General features: G+C 53.1%; 18 protein-coding genes. 17 read left to right on the top strand and 1 reads right to left on the bottom strand.

Annotation, left to right across the window (positions count from 1 at the left end):
• Positions 1-28 precede the first annotated feature (28 nt).
• From R50912_RS24890 to R50912_RS24815, 16 genes are all read left to right on the top strand, one after another.
• Positions 29-385 carry a hypothetical protein gene (locus R50912_RS24890; RefSeq protein ID WP_042238600.1) on the top strand — a complete coding sequence of 119 codons (357 nt, stop codon included), beginning with the start codon at positions 29-31 and terminating at the stop codon, positions 383-385.
• A 35-nt stretch (positions 386-420) separates the two neighbouring features.
• On the top strand, positions 421-600 hold the full coding sequence (locus tag R50912_RS24885; protein WP_042238599.1) for a YfhD family protein: 180 nt from the start codon (positions 421-423) through the stop codon (positions 598-600).
• 175 nt (positions 601-775) lie between these two features.
• Positions 776-1,150, top strand: a complete 375-nt coding sequence (locus R50912_RS24880; RefSeq protein WP_042238598.1) for a hypothetical protein — start codon at positions 776-778, stop codon at positions 1,148-1,150.
• Positions 1,151-1,454: 304 nt separating this feature from the next.
• Positions 1,455-2,366, top strand: a complete 912-nt coding sequence (locus tag R50912_RS24875; RefSeq protein WP_042238597.1) for a methyl-accepting chemotaxis protein — start codon at positions 1,455-1,457, stop codon at positions 2,364-2,366.
• A 169-nt stretch (positions 2,367-2,535) separates the two neighbouring features.
• Positions 2,536-2,718, top strand: a complete 183-nt coding sequence (locus R50912_RS35285; protein ID WP_156123311.1) for a hypothetical protein — start codon at positions 2,536-2,538, stop codon at positions 2,716-2,718.
• A 19-nt stretch (positions 2,719-2,737) separates the two neighbouring features.
• Positions 2,738-3,124, top strand: coding sequence for a hypothetical protein (locus tag R50912_RS24865; RefSeq protein ID WP_042238593.1), 387 nt, complete (start codon positions 2,738-2,740; stop codon positions 3,122-3,124).
• Positions 3,125-3,337: 213 nt separating this feature from the next.
• On the top strand, positions 3,338-7,876 hold the full coding sequence (locus R50912_RS33525) for an S-layer homology domain-containing protein (RefSeq protein ID WP_052416669.1): 4,539 nt from the start codon (positions 3,338-3,340) through the stop codon (positions 7,874-7,876).
• 408 nt (positions 7,877-8,284) lie between these two features.
• Positions 8,285-8,848: a DNA-3-methyladenine glycosylase I gene (locus tag R50912_RS24855; protein WP_442950532.1), complete on the top strand. Its 564-nt coding sequence runs from the start codon at positions 8,285-8,287 to the stop codon at positions 8,846-8,848.
• A 215-nt stretch (positions 8,849-9,063) separates the two neighbouring features.
• Complete coding sequence (prmA, locus tag R50912_RS24850) at positions 9,064-10,140, top strand: 50S ribosomal protein L11 methyltransferase (protein ID WP_042238590.1); 1,077 nt, start codon at positions 9,064-9,066, stop codon at positions 10,138-10,140.
• A 2-nt stretch (positions 10,141-10,142) separates the two neighbouring features.
• Positions 10,143-10,826, top strand: a complete 684-nt coding sequence (locus R50912_RS24845) for a site-2 protease family protein (RefSeq protein WP_042139450.1) — start codon at positions 10,143-10,145, stop codon at positions 10,824-10,826.
• Between the two features lie 157 nt (positions 10,827-10,983).
• The gene (locus R50912_RS24840) at positions 10,984-11,748 is read left to right on the top strand and encodes an RsmE family RNA methyltransferase (RefSeq protein WP_042238589.1); all 765 of its coding nucleotides are present in this window, start codon (positions 10,984-10,986) and stop codon (positions 11,746-11,748) included.
• 3 nt (positions 11,749-11,751) lie between these two features.
• Entirely contained in the window at positions 11,752-13,095 is a 1,344-nt protein-coding gene (mtaB, locus tag R50912_RS24835; RefSeq protein ID WP_042238588.1) for a tRNA (N(6)-L-threonylcarbamoyladenosine(37)-C(2))-methylthiotransferase MtaB, read from the top strand.
• 311 nt (positions 13,096-13,406) lie between these two features.
• Positions 13,407-15,659: an Ig-like domain-containing protein gene (locus tag R50912_RS24830; RefSeq protein WP_042238586.1), complete on the top strand. Its 2,253-nt coding sequence runs from the start codon at positions 13,407-13,409 to the stop codon at positions 15,657-15,659.
• Between the two features lie 183 nt (positions 15,660-15,842).
• Positions 15,843-16,403 carry an ECF-type riboflavin transporter substrate-binding protein gene (locus R50912_RS24825; RefSeq protein WP_042238584.1) on the top strand — a complete coding sequence of 187 codons (561 nt, stop codon included), beginning with the start codon at positions 15,843-15,845 and terminating at the stop codon, positions 16,401-16,403.
• Positions 16,404-16,500: 97 nt separating this feature from the next.
• A complete protein-coding gene (locus R50912_RS24820; protein ID WP_042238582.1) occupies positions 16,501-18,207 on the top strand; it encodes an ABC transporter ATP-binding protein in 1,707 nt (568 codons plus the stop codon).
• Complete coding sequence (locus R50912_RS24815; RefSeq protein ID WP_042238580.1) at positions 18,204-19,031, top strand: energy-coupling factor transporter transmembrane component T family protein; 828 nt, start codon at positions 18,204-18,206, stop codon at positions 19,029-19,031. The genes R50912_RS24820 and R50912_RS24815 overlap by 4 nt, the downstream gene beginning before the upstream one ends.
• An 88-nt stretch (positions 19,032-19,119) precedes the next feature.
• On the opposite strand, the gene R50912_RS24810 is transcribed toward R50912_RS24815, so the two are convergent.
• A complete protein-coding gene (locus R50912_RS24810) occupies positions 19,120-20,109 on the bottom strand; it encodes a Na/Pi cotransporter family protein (protein WP_042238579.1) in 990 nt (329 codons plus the stop codon).
• A gap of 102 nt (positions 20,110-20,211) precedes the next feature.
• Between R50912_RS24810 and R50912_RS24805 the strand changes: the two genes are divergently transcribed.
• The gene (locus R50912_RS24805) at positions 20,212-21,612 is read left to right on the top strand and encodes a class I SAM-dependent rRNA methyltransferase (protein ID WP_042238578.1); all 1,401 of its coding nucleotides are present in this window, start codon (positions 20,212-20,214) and stop codon (positions 21,610-21,612) included.
• Positions 21,613-21,996 lie beyond the last annotated feature (384 nt).

The raw sequence follows: 21,996 nt of genomic DNA, 5'->3' as shown, positions 1-21,996 counted from the left end.
TGAATCTCAAGAGAGCGGGGATACGGTCTTGGAAAGATATATACTGGCGTACTTTAGGGCTCCGGAAGAAGCGGAAGGGGTCTCCCGCAAGCTTCAGGCGCTGCGGGTAGAAGAGGTCTCCATTGACAGGTTCAGCAGATTTGGCGGAAGCGGGCTGCAGTCCGGAGTGAATCCGGTTACCGGCAATTTGGCAAGTATGGATTCCATGACCGCAGCCAGTGAGCATACGGGCATCCTCTCTGCATCGCATACGAGCGGCAGCGGGATGAGTCACGGCGGGGATGGCGGACCGACAGGCAGAAATATTTTGCTGACTGTAATTGTAGATTCGACCATTTATGATCAGGCGCTGTCACTCATTGAGGAAGCCGGCGGGATGATTTGATTGTCAGATAACACTACTTGGGAGGCTGATTAATAGTGGACAGAGAAAACTCGAAAATTTTCTCCAAGACGGAAAAGTTGAAGATGCTCTATGAGGCAAAGGCAGAGGATGTTGAATTCTCAGCGGCTGAAGCGGATCACGATGATATAGAGGCAATGGATCGCTCCCGGGAGGCTGATAAAAGACAGATGGAGGAGATTCTGAAGAAGGAATAGCGGAAATCTTCCTTAAAATGTGAACTTGGCGCGAGTTTAAACAGGAGCTTTTTCCAGCATATAATTTGGTCAGGCCATGATGTAAATGTTGTAGCGGGTGCCCCACAGAAGTGGGGTATTTTTGTGCTCAGCCGTGTATAATGAAGAGATATGCCAAACCGGGAGGGTTACTTACGTGGATACTGTTATTTTATGGGTTGGACTGGCGTTACTGGTTGCGCTGCTAACCTTCCTGAACCAGAAGCAAGTCTATTCTTCCAAAGTAAAAAAGGCTTACCGGGAGCTTCGGGAGCTTACTGCGAAAGTCCGCACCGGGCAATCGGAGGCTGCTGATCTGGAAGCTTGGGAGACTTCACTTGCCGAAATGGAGAAGCACCCTAATGAGTTCAATAAGCTGGAGAATGAGATCGGTCTGCGCCGGGCTTTCGTCCAGTATCTGGAGCGCCATTATCCCCAGGATGCCAGACTCCCGGATCTGCAGGAAGCGGCTGCGTACCACAAGGATAGTGTATGGGGAATTAAGATCGGGGATTACGGACCCAGGAAATAGTGCGGAATCTGTACATATATGCGGATGGCCACATCGGTTAATGTCTCAATAGACTCATAAGCCCATTCTAAGAAAGATAGTCCCATTCTCCGCCAGCCGGGGGGCGGGGCTTTCTGTGTAGCTGGACCGTGACTGGCATCGGGAGGCTTTCCTTGTGCAGCTGCTTCATTTACGCTGATTTTTTTAATTCATTAGTATAATCCAAACTGCCCGGATATCCGTTAATATAAGTAAAGTGAATAATACCAAAACCAATAAAAAAGCCGGATAAAATAAAAATTGAGATTTATAGGGAGTAGTCATAATGGAGAATCTATCAGCCCAATTAGTTACAGACGAATTGGTTGTCAAAGCATTGGAAAAGAATCTCGCTATGATCCGATTTGATCTGGACCGCCGTGTCGCCTATGTAAATGAGGTCTTTGCCAGCTCGGTGAAATATAGGGTGGAGGATATGTACGGAATGCAGCACAAGCAGCTGTGTTTCCCCTCGTTCGTGAACAGCCCTGATTATGAGATATTCTGGCAGAATCTGTTTGCCGGCCGGAGCTTTCAGGATAAAATCGAACGGATGGACGCGGACGGGGAATCAGTCTGGCTCGAAGCCACGTATATGCCGGTGTTTGATGAGACAGATACGCATGTCATTGGCGTGTCGAAGGTGGCGACCAATATCACTGGCAGACAGAATAATATGAACCGTGTAGTGGAACAATTGCAGGAAATGGCTGACAGCCTGAATCAGCGTGCAGAAAAAGGAATTGAGCGGAGTCAGGAGCTGCTGGTGAGTATTGATAAAATCGCTGAAGTATCGAGCGAAAATACGGATACGCTGCTGAATTTGCAGACGCAGGCAGCGGCCATTCACGGCGTGGTGCAGACGATCCGTAATATTGCGTCACAGACCCACCTGCTTGCGCTTAATGCGGCAATTGAGGCTGCCCATGCCGGTGAGTTCGGCCGGGGATTCGACGTAGTGGCCAAAGAAGTAAGAAAGCTGTCCGCAATGGTTCAGGATCAGATCACAGAGGTTCGCGACAGTGTCCAGGCCATTACAGAGGAAGTAGGAAAAATATCTAACGGACTTAATCTGGTTCAGGAGAATGTGGCTGTGAGCCAGCAGCAGATTCAGGTAGCCTTGAATGAATTCACTTTGATTGCATCCTCCGCACAGGAACTGGACAATCAGGCGCGTGAAGTAATGAACATCGTCTGACGGTGGCTTTCTCCGAATGCTGTTCCAGTTCAACATAGAATTTCCTTTTACAGCATGTATCCCGGGTATTTACGTGGAGACATGCTTTTTTTGCTTATTGTTAGTAGAAAATGAACCTTTTGAAGCCCACGGTTGTTATAAAGGTATTCCAAACAATAAGGCGTGGATTATGAAAGTCACGGTTAATACCTGCCTGAATCACTTGAAACGCAGGAACAGTCTGCAGCAGAAGCTGATGGCTAATCTGCATTTGTTCAAGGGGAGTCCGGAACCCCCGGTAGAGAAGCTGGTATTCGACAACCGGGGACAGAGATCTGACAACCCTGCGGTTCGAACGACCGGCAGATCTTGAGATTTCAAAGACGACGCCAATGACGCTTGTAGGGAAATATAAGGTTACCCGGCATGAGGATGATAAGACACCACTCCAATTGACCAACATCTCCAGCGACAAGCAGACGCTGATCCGGGAAACCGGCGGTTATCCGGTACAGTGGACCTACTATATGCAGGGGGCGGATCTCTATGTGGAGACGAAGAGCGTTGATCCCCATTTTGGCGGCGTGAATCAGACTCATATCGGCATAGGGAAAGACCGGATTTTAGGTAAAATAGTGACAGTGAACTTCCGGGGAGAAGGAAAAAACCACAGCATTGATGTGTATAAGGACTTCAAAGGAACAGAAGCTTCTATATACATGTTCTTCTACTCCACCAACGAGCCGGACAAAGAGACGCGGGTGCAATTGCAGCCTTAAAAGGCAGTCCAAACCTGAAAAGGGGCGGACGCCTTTTTTTTCATAGGAGAAGCCCGGAGAATAATATAGCTGAAATATTTATTGTGCTTACATTGCGATGATCTCACGAATACGTTGCCGCGTTATGCTGGAATAACTTCTCCTTTAAAATTTAAATTTTAAAATTGCGATTTAGAGGTGAACAAGAACAGACAACGAGGAGCGTGGCAGGCAGTGAGTAAGCAGCATCCGCTTGTAAAGAGAGTATTAACCGGGATATTGGCAATGTCGGTGTTGATTCCGTTCATTCCACCTTCCTTCTCTTCATCGACCGTGTATGGGGATCCAGTTGAGCCTGGCGGTGTTGTTATGCTGGAGGATTTTGAAAATGTGAGTCTGGCAGACTTGAAGTTTGACAGTGCGCGCATCTACAGCGGCAATATGGCGCTTGAAAGTGATCCGAAATACGTCCGTGACGGGGCAAAATCCTTGCGGATTGATTATGACTTTATCGGCATAACCGATAATCCCTCCCAGGTTGCAGTCGGGCCTGCAACGCAGTTAGCCTTAACAGGCAGAACGCCCCACAAAATCGGCATGTGGATTTACGCCAATAACGAAGGGCATGGTCTAACCTCCAAGTTCTATATTTCAGCCACCGGGAAGTCCAAGACGTATGAAATGAGGAGCGAAGAGACAGGGATAGACTGGAGCGGCTGGAAGTATGTTGAGGCCGAAATAGGAAGTGATCTGACGCTGCCCGGTACCGTGGCGTTCTACTTCCAGATGAAAGAACGGCAAATGAGCAAAAAGAACAAAGGCTCGATTTGGATCGACGATGTCAGACTTATTTATGATGAGCCAGCGGATGAGGATATGGATGTTCCCGTGCTGGCTCCGGTTTCACCCGCACCAGATCAAACCTTGACTGCTCCCGTATCCGATATCATCCTGTCGGCGGATGATGCGAAGTCGGGTATTGATCCAGATTCGATCCAATTAACTGTGGATGGCCAGTCCGTTGCACCGGCCGCTTACGCTTACGATCTGGACACTAAGGCAATTACTTATCACCCGGAGGTGCCGCTGGATGGCGGTTATCATCAAGTGGTTGCCGAAGTGAAGGATCTGGCCGGCAATCCGGCTTCAGCAGAGTATGCTTTTACTATTGAGCATGGGGCGATGCTCACCTTGGATGGGCCGGAGGAAGCGGTCAGCAACGAGCCTTACCGGTTGAAGCTGGCGGCGAAGGGTGTCGGTGAAGCAACCAGCGTGCTGACCCAGATTAAGTTCGACCCGCACACGCTTCAGGCTGACAATGTGCATGCACGTGACGGTCTAAGCAACGTCAAGAGCACCATCGACAATATAGGCGGCTACGTTGAATTTAGCGCAGAAGGACTGCAGGGAGATTCTGCGGATGCTTTGGCCAGCATCGATTTCGCCGTGAGCCGGTCCGCAAAAATGGAACGTGGCGAGACCTACAAGCAGTTCACCATGGCGGAAGGCAGCTTTGGGTATGGCAGCGGGACTGCCGTAAGCTCTTTTGCCTCTCCGGTTAATTATAAGATTGGATTCCCGTATACCTTAACCGTCAAGGGATCGGGCCTGCAAACGAAGAATATCATTACCGTTACTACCCATGCGGGAGCTCCGGTTGAAGGGGCGGAGATTGATTTTACCGATGCAAGCGGCCCTCAGACCTATGTGACGGTAACAGCCGCCAGCTCCAATATATATACAAGCGCTGATCATTCGTCCGCTGTGCTGCTTACAGCAGAGAACAACGGGCAATTCTTCGCTACAGCAGGAAGCAACGCCGGATTCGTCAAGGTATATCTTCCGGATGGAACAGGGACAGGCTACATCGCCTCTGCTGATGTACAGCAGAAGAGTCTTACCGAAGGATTGGGACTGACGGATGCCAAGGGCGAAATTCATACTTCGCTGGCCAATCTCGCGATCGGCACCTGGAAAGTGCAGGCGGTCAAGGATGGCGGTACCAGTGAGAGCTTCAGCATGAACGTTGTAACCCAATTCGGCGGAGATGATCCGAAATATGTCCAGACCTTTGTTACCGAAGATATGAGTACGATGCTGAGCGTGGGCTGGCAGACAGCCCCCAGAGTTCAAGCAACTTCGATTCAATATGTGAAGGACAGCGGCCTGGTAGACCAAGGATTGGGCAATGCTGAGCAACAGGCGGTAGAGCAGTCTGCGCTTACTGAAGTGGAGGTCATCCATGAAGTGGAGGGCGGACCGCTGGGTGAAATTAAGTTCCACAAGTCATTGGTTACCGGCCTGGAGCCGGGTACGGCTTATCATTACCGGGTGGGCTATGAAGGTCATTGGAGTGCCTGGTATGAATACAAAACTTTGGCTGCAGCTCCGGACACCCCTGTTTCTTTTGTATTCGTAACCGATTCGCATACCAAGGGAGATAACGGGCTTGAAATCTATCAGCAGCTGATCAGTGATTCCTTAACACGTTATCCGGACACCCAGTTTATTATGCATGGCGGCGATATGGTTGACGACGGAGGAATCCTGAATGAGTGGAACCAGTTCTGGGAAGCTTCTTCAGTCTATGCCTCCTCCCTTCCTTCAGGCTACACGATGGGGAATCATGATGTTAAAGGTGCAGGCAAGGAGATTTTTGCCAAGGGACTTGATCTGCCGGAGAACGGCCCGGACGTTCAGAAGGAGTACGCCTATTCCTTCGATTCGGGTGAGGTACATTTCATTGTGCTGAACTCTGAGGCGGACGAAGTAACCATGGCTAAGCAAGCCGAATGGCTGCGTGCGGATCTTCAGGCAAGTGATAAGAAATGGAAGATTGTGATGTTCCATAAGCCTGCTTATCATACCGAAGATGGACGCGGGAATGTAATTGAATACACGCAAACGTATTTTGCACCTGTTCTGGAGGAACTGAAAGTAGATCTGGTGCTGGAAGGCCATGACCATGTGTATGCGCGCACCTATCCGATGAATGGAGGAAAGCCGCTACTAAACGGCGAGCGCGGGACGGTCTATCTGGACGGGGGCGCCTCCGGCTGGAAATTCTACGATGGTAAGCAGTATGAGTATCTTAATTTCATGTTTGACGAGGACGTTCCGGTGTATTCTGCCATTCAAGTCAGCCATGACCAAATCACCATCCAGGCCCGTACTACAGAAAGCGATGCATTAATAGATAATTATATTATTGAGAAGAAGGATGAGCTTACGGTGACTTCCGTGGCGGTATCGCCTACGGAGCTGACATTGCAGGCCGGGGAGAAACGCGCGACAGTTCTCACCGCTACGTATAGCGATAAGTCCACGGCAGAGGTCACGAATGAAGCGATTTGGACATCTTCCAATGACAATGTGGCTACGGTAGATGCCACAGGCGTGATTCACGCGGTAGCAGCAGGCGGTACTACAATCGAGGCACAATATGGAAATTTGCCGGCAGTCAGCATTGCTGTAACAGTTCAGGCGGAAAGCACGGTTCCTGTTCTGCTGAAACTGACAGCTGATCCAGGCACTCATAGGCTCCAAGTGGGCCAGTCTGCAGCTTCTGTAATAACGGCAGTATATGATCATGCAGAGAATCTGGTAGTTACGGATCAAGTCATTTGGGTATCTTCTGACCCTGCGATTGCTTCTGTATCGGACAAGGGGCTTATTACAGGCGTTGCGGCAGGCGAAGCAGCGGTCACGGCTTCGTTCGGAGGCAAGTCCGTAGCGGTTCCGATTGTGATTACGGAGGTTTCCGCTCCGGCAGTGGTAGACTTGGAGGTGACTCCAGCTTCGCTCTCCCTGACGGCAGGTCAAACGCAGAGCTTAGCGGTAACGGCAAAGTATTCTGACCTTTCTAGCACCCTCAAGACCCTGGAAGCGAAATATGCCACTGGCAATCCTTCGGTTGCAGCTGTGAGCGAAGCGGGGGTAGTCACAGCAGTGGGTACAGGAACGGCAAAGATCACAGTTTCATACGGAGGAGTAAGCAAGGAGATTCAGGTCTCCGTAACGGCGGCTACAGGCAACAATGAAGGAGGAACGGTACCTGAAGCAACTCCAAGGCCAACGTCAACGCCAACTCCGGCGGCAACGGTAACGCCGACACCAGTTGCAACAGCAACGCCTACACCGGCTGTAACTACGGGGCCAACATTGCCAACCGTGACGAAGCCTGTGTTCAACGACAGAGTAGATCTTGATAAGGTAAAAGCGATCATGGCAAAAGGGCAAACCGCTCCTGCAGTTACATTCCCGGATACCCCTGTGGCTCTGTGGAGTGCCGCATTCATCGAACGTGCGGCCCGGATGGGGATTATAACCGGCTATGCGGATGGTTCCTTCCGCTCTGACGCCAAAGTAACCCGCGCTGAGTTTGCAGCGATGTTGTTCAAGGCCTTTGGTCTGAGCGCTGCGGGCGGCACCGGCTTCTCCGATACGCAGGGGCATTGGGCTTCGGAAGCTATTATTGCCCTTCAAGGCAATGGAGTGATCACCGGGTACGCTGATGGCTCCTTCCATCCCAAGCAGGAGATCACCCGGGCGGAGATGGTGACGATGCTGTCCCGTCTGACGAATTATGTGAGCAGCGTTAGTGCTCCATTCTCCGATGTCACAGCGGGCTGGGCGGCAGGACCAATCAATGCCTTTGCTGGAGCAGGTATCGTAACAGGAAAAGGCAATGGACAGTTCAAGCCGGCGGAACCGGCTTCCCGCGCCGAATCGGTAGTGATGATCCTCCGCCTTATGGATAAGCTCATGGAATAATCGGCGCATTTTATAGCGAGTATAGGAATAGACAAGTCCAAGTCCAACAGGAAGAGCAGCCCGGCCGGGGCTGCTCTTTTTATGCTGAAGGCTCTCAGGCGTCATCTAGTGGATGGATTTCGCAGTAGATATATATAGTGGGTTGGCAGTGACCCGATTACGGGAAATGCGGTATACTGAATTGCACTTTGTACAACTAGAACGTCTGATTTACAACCGATTATCCGTTTAGTTGTATTTCATACAATTAAACGGCTCTATGTGGCGGGTTCTCGGCCATTGGGCATATTTAGTTGTACAGACTACACTTATAAGTGGCAAGTATCCCTTTTCGCTGTTTTTAATTGTACATAATACAACTATCCTGAATTTCCATTTCAATGCATAAGGAGAGAACAATACTTGACGATAACACGCTGCGCCTGGGTGAATGAGGACCCTGTTTATATTGCTTATCATGACGAGGAATGGGGCAAGCCGCTATATGATGATCTGAAGCTGTTCGAGCTGCTGATGCTGGAGGGCATGCAGGCCGGACTGAGCTGGTATACGGTACTGAAGAAGCGGGAGAATTTCCGCGAAGCCTTCGACGGTTTTGATCCGCAGAAGATTGTGCTGTACGGGGAGGACAAGATAGCCGAGCTGATGCAGAATGAGGGGATTATCCGCAACCGGCTGAAGATTAATGCGGTCATCCGCAATGCGGAGACCTATATGCAGATTGGCCGGGACGAAGGCAGCTTCGGAGAATATCTCTGGAGCTTCATAGGCGGAACGCCGGTGGTGAATCAATGGAAGAGCAGATCGGAGGTTCCCGCTACCACTCCGCAGTCTGACAACATGAGCAAGGCGCTGAAGCGCAAGGGGATGAAGTTTGTCGGTTCAACCATTTGTTATGCATTCATGCAGTCCTCGGGGATGGTGGACGACCATGTCCTGGATTGCTTTTGCCGCAGCGGTGTGACGGATTAAAGGATCTGACCCGCAGTTTGGCGCTGCACGGGTAAGAAATGCTATACTATCCTAGATATGCTTCACACAACTAGGCCCGCGCTTTCGAATCCAGTTACGCGGAGTGATTTCAGGGAGACTGGGCTCTCATAACTAAGCTTATGCTTTCGAAGCAAGTTTTGCGAAGCAGAACCAACGGAGCATATGCTACAAAACTTTCAGGAGGATTTACTAACATGCTATGGCACGAATTGACGGTACATACAACGGAGGAAGCACAGGAGATGATATCCAATCTGCTGTATGAGGCCGGTGCGGGCGGTGTTTCCATTGAGGAATCCGGGACGCTGAATAAAATACGGGATACCCGTTATGGTGAATTATACGATGAGCCGCTGAATGACATCCCCGAGGGGGAAGCGGTAATTAAGGGCTATTATGCCGAAACCGTGGCAATGGACGAGATTGTGGCGGAGGTAACGCCAAGGGTGGAAGAGCTGAGAGGGTTCGGGATCGATCCCGGCAAAGCGCTGATCTCCTGGAAGACGGTGGATGAGGATGAATGGGCCCATGCCTGGAAGCAGTACTTCAAGCCGCTGCGCGTATCGGAACGGCTGACCATTAAGCCTACATGGGAAGAGTATACCCCGGCCTCCCCGGATGAAAAGATTATCGAGCTCGACCCCGGTATGGCCTTCGGAACGGGGACGCACCCTACGACGGCGCTGTGCCTGCGCGCACTTGAGAAGCATGTCGCCAGCGGCGATGAAGTAATTGATGTCGGCACTGGCTCCGGTATCCTTGCCGTAGGCGCGGTGCTGCTGGGCGCGAAATCCGTCCTGGCCCTGGATCTGGACCCGGTGGCGGTGGAGAGCGCCCGTGAGAATGTGGCACTGAACCGGCTTGAAGCTGCCATCACGGTTAAGGAGAGCGATCTGCTCTCCCTGCTCGGCGGTGAACGGGCGGCAGATACCACAGCCGGAGATATGTGGCCTTCGGCCAGACCAGGCTATACTGCTGAACAGGCTGGACAGGCTGGACAGGAAGCTGTTCCTGCCGCTGCTCCGGCTGCCGGCGGACTGGGAGTTACCCTGCCGGTGAGGGTTGTCGTAGCGAATATTTTGGCCGAGATTATTGTGCTGTTCACGGATGATGTGTACCGTGCACTCCAGCCGGAAGGAATCTACATCACCTCCGGTATTTACAAGGATAAGGAAGGACTTGTGGCGGAAGCGCTGAAGTCTTCCGGTTTCGAGATTATAGAAGTAACCCGTGAAGAAGATTGGGTGGCGTTCACAGCCGGAAAGAGGTAGAGATGGAATTTCTGCAGAGCTTTATACGAATGCCGCTGGAACAGCTTCCGTTCCTGCTTATTACCCTGCTGATCGCCTTTACAGTACATGAGTTTAGCCATGCTTACTTTGCGAATAAGTTCGGTGACCCGACAGCACGCCTGCTCGGCCGTATGACCCTGAACCCGGCGGTACATTTCGATTTCTTCGGAATTATCCTGCTTGTGGTCGCCGGATTCGGCTGGGCGCGGCCGGTTCCGGTCAACCGTGACAATTTCAGCCGCCCCCGTCTGATGGGCGTTATCGTATCTGCTGTCGGTCCGATCAGCAATCTGCTGCTGGGGTTCCTCGGAGCAATGATTTATTCGGCTCTGGCGGCGACCGGAGTGCTGGAATCTATCAGCAATGACCGCGTGCTTCAGGCTATTTACTGGTTCTTCGGCATTTTCATTCAACTTAATTTCTTCCTGTTCCTGTTCAACCTGATTCCACTGCCGCCGCTGGATGGTTACCGGATCGTGGAGGATCTGGCTCCTCGTCCGATCCGCGGGAGACTGCAACAGTATGAGCAGTGGGCAGTCTTCATCTTCTTGCTGATTCTGTTTATCCCGGGTCTGCGTGCCTACACGATTACACCGCTGGATAACTGGGCCAATCAAATGAGCGCCGGAGCCGTGCAATTCTTTTACGGATTATTCGGCGGCTAGAATTCAGATTGAGGGATGTTCATGCAGCTCTAAACGTTGTACAATATAACGTGGTATTTTCGAGGTTTAATCATGTGAGTGAAGCGGCGGCCGGGACCTGATTTGACGGGAACGCCGCCGCTTTTACGCTGAATAAGAGACAGGATGATGATAAAAGATGCAGCGTTATTTCGTAACACCGGCGCAGTTCGGCCAAGACAAGGTAAGCATTGACGGCGAAGATGCCCGGCATATCGCCAAGGTAATGCGCGGCAAGGCAGGGGATAAGCTGATTGTCAGCGACGGCGTTTCCCGCGAGGCATTGGCTGAGATCGCTGAAATAGAGATTGGCCTCGTAACCGTGAGCATACTGGAGAATCTGGCCATGACCCACGAGCCGCGGATTAAGATTACTGTAGCCCAGAGCCTGCCGAAGGGGGACAAGCTGGAGACGGTGATCCAGAAATGTACCGAGATCGGTGCGGTTGCCTTCACCCCGTTCCTCTCCGAGCGGACAATTGTGCAGTATGATGAACGCAAGGAGAGCAAGCGGGTAGAGCGCTGGCGCAAAATCTGCAAGGAGGCCGCTGAACAGGCCCACCGGAATATCGTTCCGGAAGTGCATTCGCCGCTGAGCTGGAAGCTGCTGCTGAAGAGCTTCAGTGAGTATGACGCGGTGTATTTCTGTTATGAAAAAGAAGAAGGGCTGCAGCTCCGCAGCGCAGCCGCGCCTTGGCTGTTCTCGCTGCCGCAGGATTCTACTGCCAAGGTAATGATTGTTGTCGGACCGGAAGGCGGCTTCAGTCCGGAGGAATGCCGCGCGGCCGAAGAGGCCGGTGCGGTCTCCGTAGGTCTGGGAGCACGCATTCTGCGCTGTGAAACCGCAGGTATGGTCGCCGCCGCCTGCATTCTATATGAATCCGGAGAAATGGGGGGAGCTTAAACAATGCCATCCGTAGCTTTTTATACATTAGGCTGTAAAGTCAATTTCTACGACACCGAAGCCATCTGGCAGCTGTTCAAAAATGAAGGGTACGAGCAGGTGGATTTCGAAGGTTCCGCCGATGTCTACCTGATCAATACATGTACTGTTACCAATACGGGTGACAAAAAAAGCCGACAGATGATCCGCCGCGCGGTGCGCCGCAATCCTGAAGCCATCGTTGCGGTAACCGGCTGCTACGCGCAGACCTCGCCCGGAGAGATACTCGATATCCCCGGCGTCGATCTGGTCATCGGTAACCAGGACCGCGAGCATATCATGACCCATGTGAAGAATATTCAGGAATCGCGCCAGCCTGTGAATGCGGTCCGCAACATTATGAAGACCCGGGAGTTCGAGGAGCTGGACGTTCCCGGATTCGCTGACCGGACGCGTGCATTCATGAAGATTCAGGACGGCTGCAATAACTTCTGCACCTTCTGTATCATTCCCTGGTCGCGCGGGCTATCGCGCAGCCGTGATCCGAAATCGATTGTCGCCCAAGCACATCAGCTTGTGGAGGCGGGATATAAGGAGTTTGTCCTGACCGGGATTCATACCGGGGGCTACGGCGATGATCTGGAGAATTACCGTCTGGCCGATCTCTTGTGGGAGCTGGATCAGGTGGATGGCCTGGAGCGGGTCCGCATCAGCTCGATTGAAGCCAGCCAGATTGATGAGAAGCTGCTTGAGGTGCTGAACCGCAGCTCCAAGATGTGCCGCCATCTGCATATTCCGCTGCAGGCCGGACATAACGACGTGCTGAAGGCGATGCGCCGTAAATATACGACTGAAGAGTATTATGCCAAAATGCAGCTGATCCGCCAGGCGATGCCGGATGTAGGCATTACAACCGATGTTATCGTCGGCTTCCCGGGCGAGACCGAGGAGATGTTCCGCGCCGGTTATGACTTCATGAAGGCGGTCAACTATTCTGAGATGCATGTGTTCCCGTATTCCAAGCGGACCGGTACGCCTGCAGCACGGATGCTGAACCAAGTGGATGAAGAGATCAAGAATGCGCGTGTCCAGCAGCTGATTGATCTTTCTGAGGAGATGCAGCTGGCTTATGCGCAGAAATTCGTCGGCAAGACCTTGTCCGTCATTCCGGAACGTGCAGCCAAGGGATCACCGGGACGCAGCATTCAGCACGGCTTCAGCGACAACTATCTGCAGATTCTGTTCAGCGGGGATGATTCGCTTCAGGGCGAGCTCTGCGAGGTGAAGGTGACAGAAGCTGGCGTGAATGAATGCCGCGGTGAGCTTGTCAGCGTAAGCAGAGCTGCAGCAGAACCGCGCCGCGCGTAAGCGTACACAAGGATAAACAACACCAAGGGGGATGCCTTTAGGAGCCGGTAACGGCTCTATGGGTTCCCTTTTTGGCTTCCTGATCTATAGCGGATAAGTCTACAGGCTTACCGCCCGCCGGCAGAGGCTCATCAGTTCAGTTCTGCCTGCTGGAACTAAATGTATAGATATAGAGCGCAATTTATATAGTTATAAAGACCTGAATTCGGCTGAAACTGAAAATAGGGTAAAGACTTGGGCTCTATTTGTCGATATAGTGGAAGAGTGTGGTAAAAGGCCACCGATAATAAGACCGTCTAAGGAGAGAACAGATGACCGTGTACAGGAAAATGACAAAAACGCTCCTCATTATGATATTGCTCGTTGCTGCAGCTTTTCCGGTAAACGTCTTTGCCGCTGCTGGAGACATCAACTCTATTGAAATCGACAGCTCTGACAAAATAGAGCTAACCGTGGGCCAGACACCGAAGCAGCTTAAGGTATATGCCAGTGTTGAAGGTTCTTCTTCCAAGAGGGATGTGACGGCAGCCGCCACATGGACCTCCTCCAAGAATGAAGTTGTCAGCGTAATTAACGGTCAGATCAAGCCGCTTGCTTACGGGACGGCAATGATTACAGCTACTTACAGTAATAATGCGGTTGATACTGTTGAGGTATCTGTTACGTATCCGTATAAAGATCTGAAACTGAAACGCAGCACGGAGGGCAGCTACAAACTGGGAGACAAAGAAGCCTCACTCCTAGTTACCGCAACGGCCAAGGGCGGCGAATCCGCCACTGAAGAGAAAGATGTGACGAAGGATGCCGACTGGAGCAGCTCGAATTCAGGCGTACTGACGATTACAGCGGGTAAGATTACGCTGGTTGGCGAAGGGACGGCGACAGTTACTGCCAAGTACAAGGGATTAACTGAGACTTTCAAGGCGGATGTGGAGCTTCCGTATTCGGCAATCATGCTTAAAGACAAAGTGAGCGGTGTGGAAGTCAAAGAGCTTGAAATGCTGGTTGGAGACAACCCGGTGCAGCTGAAAGCAGTAACCAAAGCTACAGCGGTGAGTGATGAGCTCCCTATCGAGAAAGAGGCAGATTGGAGCAGCTCAAGCGAGAGCGTAGCTACAGTAAAAGACGGCATGATTACTATTCTTGGCGTGGGTAAGGCTGTCATTACAGCAAGCTACCTGGGTGTGGACCAGTCCGTTGACGTCTATGTGCGGGCGCCTTATGAAGCGCTTCTACTGACACCATCCGGCGACCAGTCCATTTTCCTGGGAGAAAGCCTCAATGTAACAGCAACGATGCGCAATGCGGTCAATTCGACCACAAACCAGACGGCATCGGCTATCTGGACCTCTGATAACCTGATGACAGCTTCGGTGACTCCAAATGTTGCGGATGCCAGCAAAGCCTTTGCTACAGTGACAGGCAAAGCGGTAGGATCTTCTGTCATCAAAGCAGATCACCTCGGAATCAGCAAAACCTTCAAGGTAACGGTCTATCCAACCCTGACAGAGCTGACCCTTGAGAAGACGGAACAGGAAATATACACAGCAGACTCTGCCGGCTTGCCGAAGGTAAACGGAACCAAATATGACGGAACCAAGCTGGATATCAGCGATGAAATCGTGTGGACCTCGGCCAATGAAGAGATTGTCTCGATTAAGGACGGGAAGCTTACCGGCGGCAAGGCAGGCACAGCTACCCTGACGGGCAAGATCAAGGAAGGTGCAGTAACTGCAGGTTCTGCGACTGCGATCCGCTCCAAGACCGTTGAATACAAAGTAACCGTTCAGAATAAAGTGCTTGTGCTGATTGGACCGGAGGATGCGCTGGGTCTGGTCATCGGTGAAGAAACGCCGCTCCCTGCGGTTCAGGCCGTACTGGAGAACGGTGATGAGCTCGATGTGACAGACACCATTGTCTGGGAACTGGGCGGAAGTAACGCGGTTCTCAAGCAATCGGCAGCTGCCAAGACCATTAAAGGTCTGGTCAAAGGCTCGGCAACACTCAAAGGTACGTATTCCAATAAGACAATCAGTGTTCCGGTAACGATTGAGCAGAAGGTTGTGAAGCTCGTTGTGGAACCGGCTGTACTTGAGATGAATATCAAAGGCTCCAAGACGATTAAGGTCACCGGATATTTCTCAAATGGCAAAACTGCGAACTTCTCGGGTGGAATGAACTGGGTATCGTCTAATCCGGATGTGGCTTCAGTGAAGGGGACGTCGGTCAAAGCGATCGCTGAAGGCACAGCAACCTTGAGTGGTACCTACCAGGGAATTCCTGCTACTGTCAAAATTTCAGTGGTGCCGAAGCTGATGAAGATTACGGTCAGTGAGAATAAGCTGATTCTTGCACCGGGTGCAGGTAAAAACGTAGTTGTAACCGCGCTGTATGATACAGGCAAGAGCGCTGTTGTCACAGGAAGCGTAGTCTGGACCAGTTCCAAACCTTCTGTGGCTAAAGTGAATTCCTCCGGGCAGATTACAGCGGTAAGCAAGGGAACCACTTCGGTTAAAGGTAAGCTGGGCACCAAGACAGTTACGGTATCTGTTTCAGTGAAATAGTATTGTACTGGCTGCTGCTATAAGTAAGATCATTAGACCTGGACATGGCCTCTGCGGCGGTGTTCAGGTTTTTTAACGTATTGGTGGATCAGATAATTTCTTCTCCACTATAGTAATCCCGAGTAAACCAATGTATAATTCGGAAAAAGCGTACAATAAAGTCCATTAAGGGAGATGAAGCAGATGACTAAGCGCAAGGCATTATCCATTCAAACGATTGTGGCAATCGGCATCGGTTCGCCGTTGTTCGTAATACTGGGGAGGTTCGGTTCCATTCCTTCAGGTATTCCGAATACCAACATTGAGACTACATACGCACTTCTGGCGCTGTTTGCGCTACTATACGGACCGGTTGCGGGGCTCTTCATCGGACTGATCGGGCACACACTGAAGGATGCGATCTTCTATGGCTCGCCTTGGTTCAGCTGGGTCATCTCCTCGGGACTAGTCGGGCTGATTATCGGGCTGCTGGTGGCCAGAATCCTGATCAGGGACGGTCAATTCGGCCGGAAAGAGATCATAGCCTTCAATCTTGCGCAGATTGCAGCTAACGCCATTGCCTGGTTCGTGGTAGCGCCGCTGCTGGATATTCTTATCTACGCGGAACCGGCTAACAAGGTCTTCACCCAAGGGCTGATCGCCGGAGCGTCCAACATTGTAACGGTGGCGGTCATCGGAACACTGCTCGCTATAGCCTACTCCAAGACGAGAACGAAACAGGGTAGCCTGAAAAGACTGCAATAATATATAATTCAAACAGAAAGGCCGGTGCCCGTCACCGGCCTTTCTGTTTGAGCGGGTCAGTTATGATACGTAAATCAGCATATGAGGAAGGTTACCCATGAGCAAAACGGTTATAGAATTCTCCGATTTCACTTTTAAATACCGGGCCCAGCAGGAACCTACACTGCATAAAATTAACCTGAAGATTCATGAAGGTGAGAAGATTCTGATTGTCGGGCCCTCCGGCTCCGGCAAAAGCACCTTGGCCCATTGTATCAATGGCCTGATTCCTTTTGCGTATCCCGGTGAAATAAGCGGTACCCTGACCGTTAAAGGCAGAGACACGAAGGAGCTGGGGATTGCCGGCCTGTCGGAGGTGGTGGGGACTGTGCTGCAGGACCCGGACGGGCAGTTTGTCGGCCTGACCGTAGGCGAGGATATTGCCTTCAGTCTGGAGAACGCAGCGGTTCCGGTGCGGGAGATGCATGAGCGGGTGGAAGCTGCGGCAAGAGCGGTCGATATTCAGGACCTGCTGACAGCCTCTCCGCAGGCGCTGTCCGGCGGACAGAAGCAGAAGACCATGCTGGCCGGCGTGCTGGTCAGCAATGTGGATGTCCTGCTGTTCGATGAGCCGCTGGCCAGCCTGGACCCCTATACGGGAACCGGGGCGATTGAGCTGATCGACCGGGTGCAGCGTGAGACCGGCAATACGGTCATTATCATTGAGCACCGGCTGGAGGAAGTGCTGCACCGGCCGGTGGACCGGATCATTGTCATGAATGAAGGAATGATTGCGGCGGACCTGCCGGCTGCGCAGCTGCTGAGTTCACCGCTGCTTGCAGAGTCAGGCCTCCGGGAGCCGCTCTATCTTACCGCGCTCAAATATGCCGGCTGCGAAATTACGCCGGAGATGAACCCGCAGCATCTGGACGGGATTAAGCTGGAGACAGGAGCTGCCAAGCTCCTTGCCTGGTATGAGGCCAGCGAAGTGCCGCAGGAGGAGGAAGCAGCACCTGTGCTGCTAGAGCTGCGGAATATTACCTTTGGCTATGACAAGCAGGCTCCGGTGCTGCAGGGACTGTCCTTCAGCGTCCGCCGCGGCGAGATGCTCTGCATTGCCGGGAGGAACGGAGCGGGCAAATCAACGGTGTCGAAGCTGATTTGCGGGTTCTACCGGCCGTCAGCGGGAAGTATTCTGCTGAACGGGCGGGATCTGGCAGCGGATACGATCAAGGAGCGGGCAGAGCATATCGGCTTCGTAATGCAGAATCCGAATCATATGATCTCCATGACGCTGCTGTATGACGAGGTTGCCCTCGGACTTAAGCTGCGGGGCTTCGCGGAAGAAGAAATCCGCGAGCGGGTACATAAGGTGCTCCAAGTTTGCGGACTGTATGAGTTCCGCGAATGGCCGGTTTCAGCGCTCAGCTACGGGCAGAAGAAACGGGTGACCATTGCCTCCATCCTGGTGCTGGAGCCGGAGGTGCTCCTTCTGGATGAACCGACCGCCGGGCAGGATTACCGGCACTATAACGAGATTATGGAGTTTCTGCGCGGACTCTGCAGCTCCGGGATCACGGTGATTATGATTACCCATGATATGCACCTGATGCTGGAGTACGCGGAACGGACGATTGTGCTGGCGGAGGGCAGGAAGCTGGCGGATGCCCGGCCGGAGGTGATTCTGACGGACAGGAATATTGTGAGCAGCGCTAACTTGAAGGAGACTTCACTGTTCAAGCTGGCTGTGAAGGCCGGAATTGACCAGCCGGTAGAATTTGTCCGGCGGTTTATAGAATTTGACAGGGGGAACCGCCGCAGATGAAAGCTAAGATGCTAACCTATACCAGGCAGGATTCACCGGTGCACCGGCTGACGGGGGCAACGAAGCTGATTATTTTTGCCGTATGGTCGGTCTCTGCCATGATTACCTACGATACCCGCTGCCTGCTGCTGATGCTGCTCTTCAGCCTGGCCGTATTCCGCATTTCACGGGTCCGGTTTCAGGACTATGCCTTTGTGCTCTACTTCATTCTGCTCTTCTTCCTGCTGAATCACATCGCGATCTTTGCCTTCTCACCGTTGGAAGGAACACGCATCTACGGCACCCGGCATGATCTGCTGCATCTCGCGGGACGTTATACACTGACTGCGGAGCAGCTTTTCTACCAATTCAATATCGCTCTGAAGTATGCCGTGGTCATTCCGATGGCCCTGCTGTTCCTGCTGACGACAGATCCGAGTGAATTCGCCGCCTCGCTGAACCGGGTCGGGGTCAATTACAAGATCGCTTATTCCGTTTCGCTGGCCTTGCGCTATATTCCCGACATCCAGCAGGATTATGAGAACATCTCATTCTCGGCACAGGCGCGGGGCATTGATATCTCCCGTAAGGAGAAGCTGCCAAAGCGGCTGAAAAACATCGTATCCATTCTGCTGCCGCTGATTCTGACCAGTATCGAGCGGATTGAGAAGATCAGCACTGCAATGGAGCTGCGCGGCTTCGGAACAGGCCGCAGCCGGACCTGGTACCAGGCCCGGCTGTTTACCCGCAGCGATTATACTGCGCTGTGTCTGATGGTGGGGATAGCCGCAGCCGCGACGATTATTACTTTTTATGACGGCTCGCGGTTTTATAGTATTTTCTGAGGGGGATGCTGGAAGTGGAGCTTCCGTAGAACTGCGGAGCGGATTGAAGTATAATAAGACAGTTGTAATCCTGGCCGGACGTTGTGGATTACCGCTGAAGCCGCTGCTCCAGCCTGGTCCATACGGGCAGGTAGCATAGCGGCAGTACCCCAAGCGAGCACACGACATTGAAAATGGTCTGGGCATGCGCAAGCTGCGCTGCAGGCCCGCCGCCGATCCAGGAGGACAGGCTTTGCAGCGGCCCGATGAAGGGCAGGAACAGCAGGGCGCCGCCGACATTGAGCGCCACATGCGACCAGGCAACGAATACGCCAGACGGCGTGCTGCCGATGGCGGCGATTACGGCCGTGACGCAGGTGCCGATATTCGCGCCGAGCACGATGGCGATCCCCAGCTCCGGCGGCATGACGCCGCTGGTGGCGAGGCCCATCGCCATGCCGATCACCGCCGCGCTGCTGTGCACCATCGCGGTCAGCACGGCACCTGCTGCCAGTCCCCACAGTGCGCTGGTGGCGGCATGCCCGAGGAACCAGCTGAACAATTCGCTGCCTTCAAGGGAGGGGCCGATCGACTGCATGACCGCGATGCCCCACAGGACCAGGGCGAAGCCGGCTACCGCCAGGCAGATGAATTGAAGCGGCCCCGAGATCCGGCGGCAGGCTTCAACCAGCCGCCATGCCTGCGGGGATAGCTCGCCGGCCATCACTGCGGCCGCCCAGAGGCATAATGCAGCGGCCAGCAGCGGCGCTGCCAGTGTGCTGATCTGCAGGCTGATCAGCTCTGTAGTCAGGCAGGTGCCGATGTTGCTGCCGAGGATAATGCCAAGCGTCCGGGCATACGTCAGCAGCCCGGCATTAACCATGCCGATGGTCAGCACGGTTACGGCCGTGCTGCTCTGCAGCAGTGCGGACAGCAGGCTGCTGGCAATCAGGCCTTTTGCCGGTGTAGAGGTTGCCTTATGCAGACTCCGGGTTAGCAGCGGGCCGGCGAGCCTCGACAAGGAGGCTTCCATCACCTTCATGCCGGCGAGAAATATGACAAGGCCATAAATGACAGGGAACAGCAGGTCACGGATCATAAGGACAGGCTCCTTTTTGGACGGGGGTTGTACACCAATATATGAAGGCATTGCATAGGACATGTATACAAATCCAGCAACAAGAACAGGGAGTTGAAGTCATTGGCATCGGTAATTCTGGAACGAAACCGTAAGAAAAGACTGGAACAGGGACATCCGTGGGTCTACGCCAGCGAAGTGGCCTCGGTAGACGGAGAGCCGCTGGCAGGGGGAATTGTGGATGTGCTGAATCACCAGGGCCGTTATCTGGCCACGGGTTATTACAATCCGGCCTCGCAGATCCGGGTAAGAATTCTGTCGCAGAGTAAGCTTGCAGCGATGGATACTGCATTTTTTGCCGGCCGGTTCGCAACCGCCCTGCAGCACAGGGAGCGTTTCCTGCCGGGTGCGGATGCTTACCGCCTGGTGTATGGGGAAGCGGATTTCCTGCCGGGGCTGATCATCGACCGCTTCGGGGAGGTTCTCGTCGTGCAGCTCCTGACCCTGGCCATGGATCAGCACCGCTCCGAGATCGTGGAAGCGCTGGTGCAGGTAATGGCTCCGCGCGGCATTTATGAGCGCAGTGATGTCAGCGTCCGCGAACTGGAAGGCCTTGAACAGACCACAGGCGTACTCTACGGGGAATGCCCGCGCCACATCACGGTGAGCGAGAATGGACTGAAGGTCATTGTCGATATTGAAGAAGGCCAGAAGACAGGTTATTTCTTCGATCAGCGGGAGAATCGAGCTTCCATCGCTCCGCTCATGAAGGGCTGGGGCGGGCGCAGCGGAATTACGCTGCAGGAGGTAGCGGCACAGGACGGTACGCTCCAGATGCTGCCGGTCAATAAAAGCGGCAAGCCGGTCACCTTCCCATTCTGGGACGGCGCAACCGTGCTGGAATGCTTCGCGCATACCGGCAGCTTCACCCTGCATGCCTGCAAATACGGCGCCAAGAAGGTAACCTGCCTCGATGTGTCCGCGCATGCGATTGAAAGTGCAAAAGCCAATGTGGAGATCAACGGATTCAGCGACCGGGTGGAATTTGTAGTGGATGATGCGTTTGCGTTCCTGCGCAATCAGGTTAAGGGGCTGGAAGAACGCTCCGAGCGGGCGACAGGCCCGGCGGCAGAGAGCAAACCCGGCGCTAAACCGGCTGCCAAGGCGGATACCGCGAAGCCGATGACGGCAGGCGGCGGACGCACGTGGGATGTGGTTATTCTTGATCCGCCCGCTTTTGCCAAAACCAAAAGTGCTGTAGCAGGCGCCGTCCGCGGCTACAAGGATATCAATCTGCACGGCATGAAGCTGGTTAACGAAGGCGGATATCTGGTTACGGCCAGCTGCTCGTACCATATGCAGCCGCAGCTGTTCCTGGAGACCATTCAGGAAGCGGCCAAGGATGCCGGCAAAGTGCTCCGGCTGATCGAGTGGCGGGCCGCAGGCAAGGATCACCCGCAGATCCTCGGCGTGGACGAAGGGCATTATCTGAAGTTTGCCATCTTCGAAGTGCGCAGCAAATAATGATGTTAGTTCAAGCCGGAGGGCTTGTCCGGGAGAGTCTCAGCTACTGAGGCTCTCTTTTTCTTACAGAGAAGTTGCTGGTACTGTAGCAGGGAGCCGTCAGCAGAGAGAAGCGGACTGAGGGGCCTCTATTTCTCCAAAAAACCTCAGAATGGGGTCTAGGCGGACTGGAATTCCGTTATGTTGCTTGCTGGATTCCATTAGGAGCTCTGACTTGTCCTTTAGCGGAATCTGAGTCCGTCTGCCCGGCGAATCCGCCTGATCTGCTCATATAACGGAATTTCAGTCCGCTTCCCGGGGTGGGGATCATGAACAAAGCAGAGGAACCGCGCGGAGTGCTGCAAGAATGGCCGAATAAGACGGTACGAAGTGCTGCTGAGTTGC

The sequence above is a fragment of the Paenibacillus sp. FSL R5-0912 genome, from assembly GCF_000758605.1.
Lineage (GTDB): Bacteria > Bacillota > Bacilli > Paenibacillales > Paenibacillaceae > Paenibacillus_AQ.
Note: the sequence above shows the minus strand (reverse complement) of the source record. Positions and strands in the feature narration are given on the sequence as shown.

What these genes read in the sequence shown, in the direction of transcription:
- R50912_RS24875 (WP_042238597.1), top strand. Translation starts at nt 1,455, where the DNA reads ATGGAGAATCTATCAGCCCAATTAGTTACAGACGAATTGGTTGTCAAA.
- R50912_RS35285 (WP_156123311.1), top strand. Translation starts at nt 2,536, where the DNA reads ATGAAAGTCACGGTTAATACCTGCCTGAATCACTTGAAACGCAGGAAC.
- R50912_RS24865 (WP_042238593.1), top strand. Translation starts at nt 2,738, where the DNA reads ATGACGCTTGTAGGGAAATATAAGGTTACCCGGCATGAGGATGATAAG.
- prmA (WP_042238590.1), top strand. Translation starts at nt 9,064, where the DNA reads ATGCTATGGCACGAATTGACGGTACATACAACGGAGGAAGCACAGGAG.
- R50912_RS24845 (WP_042139450.1), top strand. Translation starts at nt 10,143, where the DNA reads ATGGAATTTCTGCAGAGCTTTATACGAATGCCGCTGGAACAGCTTCCG.
- R50912_RS24840 (WP_042238589.1), top strand. Translation starts at nt 10,984, where the DNA reads ATGCAGCGTTATTTCGTAACACCGGCGCAGTTCGGCCAAGACAAGGTA.
- mtaB (WP_042238588.1), top strand. Translation starts at nt 11,752, where the DNA reads ATGCCATCCGTAGCTTTTTATACATTAGGCTGTAAAGTCAATTTCTAC.
- R50912_RS24830 (WP_042238586.1), top strand. Translation starts at nt 13,407, where the DNA reads ATGACCGTGTACAGGAAAATGACAAAAACGCTCCTCATTATGATATTG.
- R50912_RS24825 (WP_042238584.1), top strand. Translation starts at nt 15,843, where the DNA reads ATGACTAAGCGCAAGGCATTATCCATTCAAACGATTGTGGCAATCGGC.
- R50912_RS24820 (WP_042238582.1), top strand. Translation starts at nt 16,501, where the DNA reads ATGAGCAAAACGGTTATAGAATTCTCCGATTTCACTTTTAAATACCGG.
- R50912_RS24815 (WP_042238580.1), top strand. Translation starts at nt 18,204, where the DNA reads ATGAAAGCTAAGATGCTAACCTATACCAGGCAGGATTCACCGGTGCAC.
- R50912_RS24810 (WP_042238579.1), bottom strand. Translation starts at nt 20,109, where the DNA reads ATGATCCGTGACCTGCTGTTCCCTGTCATTTATGGCCTTGTCATATTT.